16 protein-coding genes and 1 pseudogene are annotated in these 13,220 nt (G+C 41.6%); all 17 read right to left on the bottom strand.

What is annotated here, in order from left to right; translation table 11 throughout:
* Nucleotides 1-63: 63 nt before the first annotated feature.
* Nucleotides 64-858 (bottom strand): ATP-binding protein, encoded by a 795-nt coding sequence (locus tag H8Z79_RS02555; protein ID WP_186582108.1) that lies wholly within the window; start codon nt 856-858, stop codon nt 64-66.
* Entirely contained in the window at nt 858-1,676 is an 819-nt protein-coding gene (locus tag H8Z79_RS02550) for a replication initiator protein A (protein ID WP_055156955.1), read from the bottom strand. The genes H8Z79_RS02555 and H8Z79_RS02550 overlap by 1 nt, the downstream gene beginning before the upstream one ends.
* 9 nt (nt 1,677-1,685) lie before the next feature.
* Entirely contained in the window at nt 1,686-2,564 is an 879-nt protein-coding gene (locus tag H8Z79_RS02545) for a replication initiator protein A (RefSeq protein ID WP_024728267.1), read from the bottom strand.
* Entirely contained in the window at nt 2,557-2,949 is a 393-nt protein-coding gene (locus H8Z79_RS02540; RefSeq protein WP_008688048.1) for a hypothetical protein, read from the bottom strand. The genes H8Z79_RS02545 and H8Z79_RS02540 overlap by 8 nt, the downstream gene beginning before the upstream one ends.
* A gap of 13 nt (nt 2,950-2,962) precedes the next feature.
* Entirely contained in the window at nt 2,963-3,361 is a 399-nt protein-coding gene (locus H8Z79_RS02535) for a single-stranded DNA-binding protein (protein WP_005344165.1), read from the bottom strand.
* Between the two features lie 13 nt (nt 3,362-3,374).
* Nucleotides 3,375-3,773 carry a hypothetical protein gene (locus H8Z79_RS02530; RefSeq protein WP_008688044.1) on the bottom strand — a complete coding sequence of 133 codons (399 nt, stop codon included), beginning with the start codon at nt 3,771-3,773 and terminating at the stop codon, nt 3,375-3,377.
* A gap of 131 nt (nt 3,774-3,904) precedes the next feature.
* Entirely contained in the window at nt 3,905-4,216 is a 312-nt protein-coding gene (locus tag H8Z79_RS02525) for a DUF6050 family protein (RefSeq protein ID WP_008688043.1), read from the bottom strand.
* Nucleotides 4,217-4,328: 112 nt separating this feature from the next.
* The gene (locus H8Z79_RS02520) at nt 4,329-5,258 is read right to left on the bottom strand and encodes a ParB/RepB/Spo0J family partition protein (RefSeq protein WP_117577932.1); all 930 of its coding nucleotides are present in this window, start codon (nt 5,256-5,258) and stop codon (nt 4,329-4,331) included.
* Nucleotides 5,239-6,033, bottom strand: coding sequence for a ParA family protein (locus H8Z79_RS02515; RefSeq protein ID WP_117577930.1), 795 nt, complete (start codon nt 6,031-6,033; stop codon nt 5,239-5,241). The genes H8Z79_RS02520 and H8Z79_RS02515 overlap by 20 nt, the downstream gene beginning before the upstream one ends.
* A gap of 2 nt (nt 6,034-6,035) precedes the next feature.
* Nucleotides 6,036-6,782, bottom strand: a complete 747-nt coding sequence (locus H8Z79_RS02510) for a hypothetical protein (protein ID WP_008688040.1) — start codon at nt 6,780-6,782, stop codon at nt 6,036-6,038.
* A gap of 206 nt (nt 6,783-6,988) precedes the next feature.
* Nucleotides 6,989-7,222: pseudogene (locus H8Z79_RS02505) on the bottom strand (sigma-70 family RNA polymerase sigma factor); the annotation flags it as partial.
* Nucleotides 7,223-7,657 carry an anti-sigma F factor gene (spoIIAB, locus tag H8Z79_RS02500; protein ID WP_118039841.1) on the bottom strand — a complete coding sequence of 145 codons (435 nt, stop codon included), beginning with the start codon at nt 7,655-7,657 and terminating at the stop codon, nt 7,223-7,225.
* Nucleotides 7,654-7,980: an anti-sigma factor antagonist gene (locus H8Z79_RS02495; RefSeq protein ID WP_118039842.1), complete on the bottom strand. Its 327-nt coding sequence runs from the start codon at nt 7,978-7,980 to the stop codon at nt 7,654-7,656. Before H8Z79_RS02495 ends, spoIIAB begins: the two co-directional genes overlap by 4 nt.
* A 309-nt stretch (nt 7,981-8,289) precedes the next feature.
* Nucleotides 8,290-9,576, bottom strand: coding sequence for a tetratricopeptide repeat protein (locus H8Z79_RS02490; RefSeq protein WP_015542234.1), 1,287 nt, complete (start codon nt 9,574-9,576; stop codon nt 8,290-8,292).
* 16 nt (nt 9,577-9,592) lie between these two features.
* Nucleotides 9,593-9,745, bottom strand: coding sequence for a hypothetical protein (locus tag H8Z79_RS02485; RefSeq protein WP_015542233.1), 153 nt, complete (start codon nt 9,743-9,745; stop codon nt 9,593-9,595).
* Nucleotides 9,746-9,756: 11 nt separating this feature from the next.
* Nucleotides 9,757-11,058, bottom strand: a complete 1,302-nt coding sequence (locus tag H8Z79_RS02480; RefSeq protein WP_118039843.1) for a bifunctional folylpolyglutamate synthase/dihydrofolate synthase — start codon at nt 11,056-11,058, stop codon at nt 9,757-9,759.
* 123 nt (nt 11,059-11,181) lie between these two features.
* Complete coding sequence (locus H8Z79_RS02475; protein WP_015542231.1) at nt 11,182-13,209, bottom strand: LTA synthase family protein; 2,028 nt, start codon at nt 13,207-13,209, stop codon at nt 11,182-11,184.
* Nucleotides 13,210-13,220 lie beyond the last annotated feature (11 nt).

Genomic DNA, 13,220 nt, shown 5'->3' with positions numbered 1-13,220 from the left:
CGATTCAACTGCTGTCCAAATCTGTAATCATGGCAATCACCCCCTTTAATGAAAAAAGACAGATTAACCGGTAATCAGGTTCTGCACCTGTACGAGTTTTTCTGTCCCTTCTTCTTTTCTCTTATCTTCTCCACCACAATAGATGGGAACACACATTTCAAGTATTCTACTGTAAATACGCTGATGGGCAGTATCCAAATCTGTGGACTTCATTTCATTCAGTCCCAGATTCGTTGTTATGATCAGCGGAAGCATTTTACAATAGCGGCTGTCTATCACATTATAAACCTGCTCCAAAGCAAACTCGGAATTTCGTTCTATTCCCAAGTCATCAATAATCAGCAGCGGATAATCCACAAGATTTTGTATAATCTGGTTCTTATCTGCCTGATAGCTGGTCATTTCATTTAAAATCCTGGAAAAGTTTGTCATCATGACACGTTCTCCCTGTTCCAAAAGTGCATTTGCAATACAGCCTGCAAAAAAGCTCTTCCCGGTTCCAACCGGTCCCATCAAAAGCAATCCTACATTTTTTCTCTTCATATCTGTCCAGTTTTCTACATACTGCCTGGCGATTAGTATCTTCTGGTTGCTTCCATTGTCATTTTCAAATTTCCATTCCCAGAATCTTCTTTCCCGAAGTCCGACGGATTTTCTCTGATAAAGCTGCCGCTGTTCTTCTTCCCGCTGCATCTTCTCATCCAGTTCCTGCCTGGCTTTTACCTCGCATTCGCACAAACAGGACACTACATGCTCAAAACCTATCAGACTGACTTTCATCTGTTTTCTTTTTCCACAGGTGCCACAATGAAGACATCCCTCTTCGTCCAGATAATCTGCTGTTACTTTGTTTTCCATCACAGGCTTTCTCCTTCCTGAAATTCATATTTATCCATTCCTATCCTGGTTCCATCCCTTTCTGCCCAAAGACAGATTGTTGCAAAATGGTTTTGATACTCTTTTCCACTGGATTTCATATAAACAGAAAGATGATCAATCCGTTTCTGGTAATCCCATGGAAATAGCGTCGTCAACTCCTGCAGTTCAGCTTCCGACAGAACAACATTTTTAAATCTACCATATTGACTGAATTTTTCTTCCAAAGCGGGTGTATTGCCCTTACTCTTATCAGTATGATTCTTTTCAGTCTTATTTATCTTAGTATTACTTCCATCCAGATTCTTGCAGTCCGGACTTCTATTTTTTTGCGTTCCGGACTTCCAGTTTCTTGCAATCCGGATTTCCAATTCTTTGCAGTCTGGATTTCCAGTTTCTGGCATTCCAGAAACAAAGTATCTTACTGGCTTTCCTCTACTCCGTTTTACAAAATTTTTCACATATATGACAGAGGGACGATTATTCCCCTGCCGATACCGCTCGATCAATCCAATCCCATGCACACTATCCAGCTCATATAGAAGCTTTGTCACTGTCGTATGCGACATTCGCAACAGCTCCTGCAATTCTGCGATCGTGTAAATGATATAGACATAACCCTCACTGTCAATCCAGCCATTTTTCTTGGACAGGCTGATTCGATCAAGCAGAATTCCATAAAGGAGCTTTGCGTCTGTGGACAGGCTTGCAAACTCTTTTTCTGTGAACAGAGCTTTTGGTATCCGAAAAAAAGAAAACTGGTCAGATTCTTCTGCTCTGAAATATTCAAAATCTGCCATAATATTTTCCTACTCTTCTACATCAAAATCACAATTTGCTGCACTGCCTGTACCATGGCACATCTCATCAAATACAAAATTGAATGATTGAATCATTTCGTCCAAATAATAATTTCTGGCCTTCTTGTTACAAGCATACATATCACCAATAAAGCCTTCATCATTCCCCATCGCATGAACAAGGGTTTCCAGGACCTTCATAAACTTCTTTTTTGAACAGCTTTCATACTGTCTGTTCACATATTTCTGGATATCTAACACACGAGCAGGATTATTTTCATTTTCCTCCAGAATTCCAAATGCAAGATCCATACCAAACTCATATCCATCTGCCTTAATTTGATCAATATCCATCTCTCCAAGCTCATCCTGGTATCCTCGCTTTTCCATTGCAGTTAAAGACGTTTCATATTGATCAATATATCCCATATCCGCAATAGTTTCAAAAATATCTCTGGATGCTTTCACCATCTTATCCATAATAATTTCTCTTTCAGCCAGCGGCATATTTGCCATGATAGTATCTAATGTCATCATTGATTCTTCCTCCATCTCATTTTCATAAATACCATTGATATAAAAGTGGTTCGCCTTTCCATTGTTTGGAATGATACGCACCAGTTTACCAACCTGAACCAGTTCCTGTACTGCCTGATCTACTCCATACCGAGTCGTATTCAGGTCTTTCTTTATTTCACTTTTGGGATAGATAACAAACAGATTCCCGTTATGATCTACCCAGCCATTTTGCACCGCAAATTTCAAACGATCCAGAAATAAGCTGTATAGAATCTTTGCTGTATTTGACAGATTTTTGTATTTTTCCATCTGAAACAGCACCTTTGGCACCTGCAGACAATCTACCGGCATATACTCCATCTTACTCATTGATTGTTTCCTCCTTCTGTTTGTACAGCACTTCGGCTGAATTAATATTGATTTCCAGCATCCCTACAAACACCTGATAGTACAGCAGGCATATCTGTTCATCCTCTCTTGCCAGATACAATCCTTCCAGTTCATTGGACGGATGTTTCATTCCGTATACTGCCTGACAGATATCATGGATTTTCTCACATTCCACACTTCTAAGATGCATCTCCAAGGTGTGATTAAATCTCTGCCAGTCCTCCAGTTTCTGATTTACTGCCATCATGCACTGGAACAGTTCCGCTGCTTCACATGCTGCTGACAGCACTACATTTTTGTTGTTGATACTTCCATCGGCATTTTTCATATGCCCTACCATATACGCCTGATCTACTGAAACCATCTTTTATCCTCCTCTATCTAAACGGCATTTCTTCTTCCATACCCTCTGGGATCTCTAAGAACCCTTCCGCATCTTCTGGAAACGGTGGTCTGTCAACCATTTTTGCACCTGCGAATTCAATCCGGTTTGCATACACTTCGGTGGTATAGATCTTTTTCCCAGTATCCTTATCTTCATAATTACCTGTGACAATCTCGCCTTCCACCATGACCTTCGTTCCCTGCATCAGATAATCTCTGGCAAATTCTGCTTTCTTTGCAAAAGCCTTTACCGGAATGAAACTGACTTCATCGGAATAATTTCTTCTGACTGCCAGAACGAACTTGGCAATCTTATGAAGTCCTTTTTCATTCTCCACTTCGTTGTATCCAGGATTTCTTACTAATCGCCCGGAAATAACTGTTGTATTCATTGGCTTACCCCTCCTATGCTTTCATTGATTTGTAACAGATACCGATACATGGTCCACATTTTCCATAGGCACATCCGTAACATTCATCTTTTTCCAACTCTTCTTGCTTCATTTCATCGGCAAACATTCCTAACAGTGTTGTGTAAATCTTTTTCATTGCCAGGAATTTTTCTTCTGCTTTTTCCATCTTCTCTTTGTAAAATGGGATCAGTTCACGAAGAACTGGATGGAAACGTTCATTTTCATCATCCCAGGCACAGGTTTTCATCATACAGCGTGGCTGTTTCTCATAATTGCCCAGATAATATGGGCAGAACGTACAGCCTCTTTCTTTAACAATTGCCACCGGAATCACTGGCATCTGACTTTTGATTTCCTTTGTTACATGCTTACTTTCAATTCGCTCTCTCATCTTAAAAATCCTCCAAGAATATATATATTTGCAAAAGGGAATTCCCCTGAATTGCCTGTTTTTAAGCACAAAAAAAGAGGCAGACTTACGATTTTTATTTTCGCAAGCCTGCCTCTTATCAATCTAATATTCTATTTTCCAATGACATACCGTATAAACACGTATATCGCTCTGATCACATACACTGGAATCATGATGCTTCCAATCAATGCTCCAATAATGACACTTAATGCAGCCATCCCAAGTGTTGCTGTGGTATCCATTCCTCTCGGAATTAGAATCAACCGCATTTTATGTATTCCAAATGGAAGTCCGGCAATAAATACCCACCAGAACCAATCCGTCTGCCCACTGACCTTCATAATTGTTTTTGTCATCCAAAACCAGAATACCATAAATGCCAGTGGCAGAATTGATTTTTTAATTACATCTCCAATCGTCATTTCTTTCGTCCTCTTATCTAATCTTTTTATCTTCTGTACTTTAGAAAGATATGCCTGATATCTTTGCATCTGTCTATCATTATATCTTATTTGCTTTTCATATTCCACTTTATCATCCCCTTTGCTCTGTTTGTGCTTTCCACGAATCTAATAACTGGAAAATTATTTTTTCGATTTGCTCTTTCTTGTAATCTGGTGGAAAATATTTTTGCAGTTGCTTTTCTGAAAAACTGATTTTCTGATAATTCACTTTTGCTTCTCCTCTAAGAATTTTCTCTATATCTTCTCCAGTCAATTCTTTTTGCTGGCTAAGGTCTTTCAGTTTTTTTGCCTGAGATCCATTTGGCATTTTCTTTGTTGTTCCTATAAACGCCAGTAACAATGACTGCTCATTACTTTTCAAATAAGATAAATCAACTGCAACAGTAAATGGCAATTCATTTTTATCTACAAACTCCAGCAAGTAATTCGACAAGTAGGTCAAGCGTATATATCGTTTGATCGTACTCATTGTCTCTCCGACTTCTGTGCCAACCATCTCAGCTGCCCATCTTTTTTTCAACTTTGGTTCAACTTGGACCAAAGTTAAATCAGTCCGTCTACCCTGACGTTTCAATGCTTCATACTTCATGCGGTATGCAAATGCCTTCTCACTATATAGCAGATTTTCTCTTTGAATGTTGGAATCGACCATAACCACAGTTGCTTCATCATCAGACATATCTCTGATAATGACCGGCATTGTTTTCAGTCCTAATTCCCTGCAAGCATATTTTCTTCTGTGTCCCACAACTAATTCATAATCCTTTTCCCCTGAATTTGAAGGTCTTGCAATTCCTGGCACAAGAACTCCATATTCTGAAATACTTTCAATCATTTCCTCCATTTTATCATCCCTAAACACTTTAAACGGATGATTCTTGAATGTATCCAACTCGTCCAGCGGAATTTCTCGCACACACTCCTGCTCCTCTGACAATCCGAATAATGCATCTACCCCTTTGAATTTTATCTTTGAAGCACTACTTTCTTTCACTGCCATCACCAATCACCTCCTCTACCAATTTTTTATAAGCTTCGGCAACACGACCTTTCGGATCGTGTTTATAAATACTTACTCCCTCAGCACTCGTCTCTGCTGCCCTTATCGAAAACGGGATTGCAGTCTTGAAAATATTGATATATTCGCCATAATTATCATGAAGCAACTCTATAATCTCTTTTGAAAAATTCGTTCTTCGATCTACCATGGTAAGTAAGATTCCGTCAATCTGAAGCTTTCGATTTATCTGCTTTCTAACTTTATATATGGTCTGCATCAACTGTTCCAATCCTTTAACAGGAAGATAATGTGCCATAACCGGAATGATAACCGAATCAGCTGCTGCAAGAGCATTTACAGTAAGCATTCCTAGCGATGGCATATTATCAATCAGGATATAATCATATTCTGGCGAAATTGTCTTGATAAACTGTTTTAACACATATTCTCTGCTCATAACATTTACCAGACTAACTTCTACCCCAGACAGTTCAATATTTGCCGGAAGAATGTCTATTCCCTCTTCATGGTGAAGAATTCCATATCCTTCTGGTAATTCAAGACCATTCATTTCACAATGAAGAATTGTCGCTACTGTTATTTCTAATTCATCTGGATTCTGATATCCAAGACTTTCTGTTAAACTTCCCTGTGGATCAAAATCTATTGCCAGAACTTTATATCCTTTTTTTACCAATCCGATTCCTAAATTCACACAGGAAGTTGACTTTGCGACACCACCTTTTTGATTGACTATTGCTATAACTTTTGCCATCTCTATTTCCTCCCGATTCGTAATGTATGTTTTGAAACTGCTTTTTCTGCCTTTTTCTGATTTTCAGCCTGCAATGTTAAATCATGCGTCTTTATCAGCAATGCCTCAAATCTTTCTTTTTCTTCCTGCTGTTCGTGTGCTGTCAAATCCGTTTCCAAATTCGTTTTTTGTGAAACGCTCAACTTATTTCTAATATTATATGTGTCATATCTTCTTCTAATGCAATTCGCTTCTACACCGGACAGTGTAACCAACTCTGACCAGGAAGACACTTTACATCTTCTTGCAATCGTTCCCCATGATGGTGTTTCTGGATTTCTACAAGCATCATATATTTTTGACGTTGCCGGTTGTATCCGTTCAAATTCGTTTTTAAATATTTCCAAAAAATCATATTGATCATCCACACACCTTGTTCCATGACGTCCAATCCTTACGTATTCCATCTCACCATAATAATCATTTAGAAATTCTCTGGCTGTTTTTCCAAAAAGCTTTTCAAAGACCATATGGCTTGGTAGCTCTTTATGGCTGTCACACTCTTTTATTCTCGGTGGTATACCATTATGAGATTCTGTCCATTCATCTAATGCTTCATATACACTGGCTGCATCCCATCTATCCAATGGCGTGGAAGAATATTTTTTTAGTGCCTGTATCACTTCCACAACTTCCTCCGTCTGTGGCAGACATTGCAGTAATTCGATTGCCTTGGGTATGGCTTTTCTTCTTGTCATAATTCTTGCCATAAAAAAACCTCCTTTGAATGGTCATCATCTCATTCAAGAAGGTTCCTATCAGAAACAATTCCGAATTATTTTCAATATCTTATCTATACTGTTATTTCAACATAAGATATCGAAATGTACATCTGACAGCACTGTTTTTTTATCCAATGCCTTTATCAGAAATCCCTTATTTTAAGGCTTTTCCGGTCATTTCCTTTATCGTACTCTATTGGCACGGCATATGTGGAAAATTTCACATCATAAGATGTATCAAATTTGTCCACTGCTTTCAGAAGACCGATACTTCCGATCTGAAAGAGATCTTCCATATCCACACCACGTCCCAGAAAGCGCTTTGCCGCACAGTAGATCAGTCCTGTATTTTCATGAAACAGGCGCTCTCTCGCCTCTTTATCCCCCTGGTGCGCGCGCCCGATCAGGGCAAGAGTGTCCTCCGGCATTTATCTCTTCCTGCCAATGGTCTTCTTCATATGAACAGTAGTCCCCTTGCCCGGCTGTGATTCTACACGTATCTCATCCATAAATGCCTCCATAAAGGTAAATCCCATCCCCGAGCGCTCATGGTCCGGCTTCGACGTATACATCGGTTCCATTGCCTTCTCAATGTCCATGATTCCGATTCCATAATCTGTAATATGCACATACAGTTCGTTCCCATGATACTGTAGTTTCATTTCGATCTTGTTTATTTTACCTTCATATCCGTGAATGATGCAGTTGGTCACAGCCTCCGAAACTGCTGTCTTCAGATCTGCCACTTCTTCCAGTGTCGGATTGAGCTGCGTGCAGAAAGATGCTGCGGTTACCCTTGCCAGTCCTTCATTTGCCGGAATACTGTCAAATACCAGAATCATTTCGTTTGTGTTTTCCTTCATGCTTCTTCCTCCTCTGCTTTCTGAATTTCTATATAGCGATGCAGACCCGACAGATGCAAAAGCCGGTCTATGTGACGGCTTACACCCACTGCCTGTATGCTCTCTTTGCGCATTCCCATTGCACGGTATCGCCCCATCAGAAGTCCCACCCCGGAACTGTCCATAAATTCCGTATGTGTAAAATCAAAAACAATTTTGCGTATATAATTCTGATTTATGATATGATCTGTCTCCCGACGTACAAGATCCGTCACCGGATGATCCACATCCTGCGGAAGAACCACAGTAAGTACTGTCCCCTCCAGTTTATACATTTCCTGCATTTTTACTCCCCCTAACCTGTTTTAAAAAAGAATCCACAGTCACACCACCGGCATCTCCCCACTAGAACAAAGCGGACAAGTCCGCTTCAAACTCCCTGAATCCCTCAATCTTTGAGGGACTTGTTACGCTTTGCGCGCCAGATGCAGTCTGCTTCAGCAGACATGTTCCTCATGCATCTGGTCGCATCCTCGCGGAGCGTTTTTATGTAATAGGAACATTACGGAGTAATTTCCTATTACATAAATACAAAAAGGGAGACATGCCATATGGCACATCCCCTTATCTGAGGTTCTTCTTATTGTCAAATTTTATTCGTCTCCGTAATCTCCGCTGTCATCACTATAGTCGCTGTAGTCACTTCCGTCGTCCGAGCTGTAATCACTTCCATCATCACCGCTTCCATCTCCGCTGTCAGAAGATGTCTGCGCCGGTTCTGTATCACCGATGCCTGCCACACCGGTCGCATTCTTGATTGTTGTATAAATCGACTTCTGGGCATCTGTAAGGACGTCCACATGTACCTTCTGTATCTCTACAGCCGCATCGTCAATATCCTGCTGCTGATAATAGCTGAGCGCCATCAGAAGAGCCTGATAGCTCTCGCTCTTTGCCTGCTCAGTTGTCAGTTCCTGTGTCACGGACTCTACCGTATCACCGGATTCTTTCGCTTCACCCTGTGCTTTATTGAGCTCGGCGCCCTGACTTGCAAGAGATTCACTGTACTGCACGATCTGCTGGTTAGCCTCCTGATAGATTCCCTGACGTATTGCCGGGACCGCAAGGAGCCAGAATGCCGCAGCACCTGCAAGAATACCTGTGACCAGTATAAAGAATGCTGAAATGCGCGAATGCTCTTTGTATATTGTCTGCGGAGTCATACGATCCACATTCAAAAGATCTGTATCTTCATCTGCCTTTATCTTGCCGGAACGGAACAGACCTTTTTTATTTTTCTTCTCGAGTTTTGTGGTCACTCCGGTCTGCTCGTCTACTTCACGCAAGAATCGAAGTGTCGTTGTATTGGTCTTATCGATTCTGGCCGCCTTTTTGAGGGTTCTTCGCGCGCGGTTCCATTCTTCATTCTTGATCTGGATAAGCGCCAGAAGATGATATCCCTTGATCAGCTTTGAATTCTGTGCAAGAATCTTACGCAGCTGGATCGCGGCCATGTCTTCATGTCCCTCCCTGCACAAAAGCAGCGCATGATTGTATTTTTTGATTGTTTCATTGATTGCTGCAAGTTTGTTCGGATTTGCCTGCAATTTATTGATATATTCGGATGCCAGATTTCTCGTCGGCTGAAGGTTTTTGCTGATCACCCATTCGCTGAGTGCAGAAACCACCTCGCCCGTCTCAAAATAAACCAGTCCCAGAAGATTACGTGCCCTGATATTTCGTTTATCATACATAAGGCTTTGTTTCAGACATGCAATCGCACCGGAAAGGTCACGAATACTGGCCTTTTCCAGCCCCTGATTATAGAAAACTTTGGACAGGTAATCTACTTTTTTCTGAATCAGTACATTATACCCACAGTTCGGACAGTAATCAAGATCCCGGTCTGTGAGAAATGCACCGCAGTTCATACAGTTCATGTAGTTCTCCTTATATTTACTTTATCCGTCGGTTACTCTTGGCTTCTCTTAAGACTTCCTGAAGTACATCCAGAATATCCGTCAGCTCTCTGTCATAAATCGCACCTTCAGCATCTGTAACATCCAGACACGGTTCAAATTTTTTCAGTTCTTCTTCGTAATCGATCATATTGTTCTCCTTTATTTTCTGATTCCCTTCAGGATGGCCGTCTTGATCTCGCCTACCAGATAAAGAGAACCAACACAGAACAGCATACCATCCTCGCCCTTCTGCTCAAGTGCCTTCTTAAATGCCATCTCCACATTTTCACACGCTTCCGCACTCGGACATCCCTGCCCTTTAAATATCTCTGCAAGGTGCTCCGCCGGGACCTTACGATATCCGCCTACCTGTGTTACGATCACATGGCGGAAGCTGATCTTGTCCAGAATTGTCCGGATCATATCTGTATAATCCTTGTCATCCACAGCCGAAAAAAGAAGTGTCAGCGGATACTCTTTCTGAAAATGAGCGGCAGTTTCAACAAATTTCTCAACACCGTCCTCATTATGTGCTCCATCCACGATCACACCCGGAAGAACAGTTTCCATACGTCCCTGCCAGCGTGTCTCACGAACACCACGACATACTGCATCTTCAGATACAGAAATATGATTCTTCATAACCTCGATTGTTTTCAGCGCAAGCATACTGTTCATAACCTGATACTTTGCTATAAACGGTATGGAAAATGTTGTATTTCCATAATACTCATTCTTAAATGAAAAATCAATGCCCGACATTGTATTTCGGAGGATCTCTGCATCCTCTCTCTTCACTTCATAATATGGGCTTCCCAGCTCCTGTGCCCTCTCACTGATGACTTTTGCCGCTTCCGCATCATTACCGTCATAGATCACCGGTACCCCCGGCACAATGATGCCGGCCTTCTCACCTGCAATTGCACTGATTGTGTTTCCCAGATACTGCATATGGTCAAAACTGATCGATGTGATCACACATGCCAGCGGATGTTCTACTGCAGTCGTTGCATCCAGTTTTCCACCGAGTCCTGTCTCAAGGACCACGTAATCCACACCTGCATCGGCAAATATCACCATTCCCATCAGAAACAGGAATTCAAAATACGTCGGATGATAACTGCCCTCTGCGACAAGTTCATCTGCAAGCTTTTTTACTTTTTCAAAGGCATGCAGAAAAGTGTCATCATCAATATTTTTTTCATTAATCTGAAATCGCTCATTGATCACAACAAGATGCGGAGAAGTAAATAACCCGCAGGAATATCCTGCCTCACGAAGGATCGATGTCAGGAAAGCGCAGGTACTGCCCTTTCCGTTTGTTCCCGCTACGTGAATGACCTTAAAGCGCTCTTCGGGACTGCCGAGACGTCTCAGGCATTCTTTTGTATGCTCCAGTTTGTTTTTGGTTGTAAATTTCGGAGTTTCTTCAATATAAGCAACAGCTTCTTCGTAATTCATAAAAAAATTCACCACTTTATCTAATGTATTCGCAGCGTTCCGCTCTAAAAAAATCAGAACGCTACGATATCATTATATATGAGTGGTGAAAGATGTCCAGTACTAATCGTAATCTTTTATTCGTCAGGATTCATTCTCTTCCGTCGGAAGTTTCCATTTGTTTGCAGAATACAGCATATATGCTGATCGATCGTAGCTCTTGCTCAGTGCTTTTCTCGTCGAGCTGTTGCTTCGCTGCGAAACAGAAACTCTGTCAAAATCGTTTAACTCCGTTCCTGAGATCATCAGCGTCGTAGGGTTAACATATACGGTATCTACCCATTCGCCGTTCAGTTTTACCTGACTGGACGGTGTGAAATTCGTACCCTTCAGCCGATAAGTGAAGTCCGTATCCGAAACAAGTTCCATGGAATCCAATGATACATCATAAAGACCCATATGCATTTTGGTCCGCTCAAAAGTCTCTCCGTTTTCTTTATAAGAATAACGTTCTCCATACAGCAGATCATACTGCAGTGTTTCCAGATCCACCTGATAGTTTCTGGTGTTTCTTCTTGCCTGATGATAACGGAAGATTGTTCCTTCATGGATTCCGGCACGGTCCATTACCTCAGCCGCCATCTGATAAGCTGCCAGATTGACGTCTTTCTTTTCCATGTCGAAATTGTCCCACATAACATACTGTGTCTGGAACAGATATTTATTTTTCAGGTCTTCAACCGTCAGTCCCATAGTCGGAAGGTGGTCACCATACATAACAAGGATCACGTCTTCCGGATAATCTGCAAGTGCATCTGTCAGTTCTTTTACAAAATTATCCATTTCATGGATTTCGTTACAGTAGTATTCCCACTGATTATTCTGTGCTTCGGTAGCTGCACCGGTAACAGTAATCTCCGGGTCATCGATCAGCTGTTCTTCCGGATAAGCACCATGCCCCTGCGTGGAAATCGTATAAATATAATCCGATCCCTCCGTAGAATCCAGACATTTAAGAATCTCATCTGTCAGAATTTCATCCTTTGTCCAGCCAAGCGGGTTCTTATTTTCTTCCTCCGGCATATATTCTGCTGAAGTAAAAGTATCAAATCCAAGATTCGGGAAAATACTCCTTCTTCCATAGAAATTGGCTTCATTGTTATGTACCGCATGTGTGGTATACCCCAGATTTTTCAGTACATAAGGTGCACTTTCGCAAGTCGTTTCTTTCAGGATACTCTTATACGGATACTCACCCGGTCCGAAATAATGCAGACTCATACCGCTGATTGATTCAAACTCGGTATTTGCGGTACCGGCACCTACGGACGGAACTTTATAATAACCGGAGGTGTACTCCTTCATAAGTTTCCGGAAATTCGGAATCGGATCTTCCGAAATCTTCAGATAATTGACCAGTGTCGGATCAAAAAAAGATTCCAGCTGCAGGAAAATGATGTTCGGCTTACTGCTCTCGCTTGTCGCCGGGAGATTGTCTTCCGTCTTCTCAATTCTCTGAATTTCCTTTTCGGAATAATCCCTCGGGCAGCTGATTCCTGTATCAAAGATCGTAACTGCCAGACAATATGGATATCCGTAATCCTCATAGGCAAATGCAATATTACCAAAATAATTGGAAAGTACTCTCTTATCCAGAGCAAGCTGTGTAATTCCTGCAAATGCTGCCACAGCGACAACTACCATTAAAAGATCATAGCGAAATTTCACTCTACGTTTATACTTCGGTCCCCTGACAAGAAGCGCCAGAAGAATAAGGACAAACAGCCCCAGCACGATCAATGCAATTATCACGCCCCATGCAGGCAGATACTTGTTTAAGATTGCCATGCCATCTGTCAGAAGATGCAGATCGGGACCGGTAAACGGTGTAACCCTGTTTGCAAGGATTATGCCGTTTATGATTCCGAGAAGCAGCCAGAATATTGCGATCAGCACTCGCCAGAATGTCCTCCGGCGGAACAGATACGCGATCAGGCTGGTGACAAAGATCAGTCCCGCATTGTATGCAAATACCAGCGGTTTTCCTGTCATATAATTCCATGCCTCAACGAAAGAATGGCGGCTGATCGCTTCGATCAGGAAGTAACCGGCAGCACTGCAAAGTGCATGAAGCAACAAAGAAATCTTATTGCACACTTTATACAATCTCATCCAAATGCTCC

This window comes from Blautia intestinalis (assembly GCF_014297355.1).
Lineage (GTDB): Bacteria > Bacillota > Clostridia > Lachnospirales > Lachnospiraceae > Blautia_A > Blautia_A intestinalis.
Note: the sequence above shows the minus strand (reverse complement) of the source record. Positions and strands in the feature narration are given on the sequence as shown.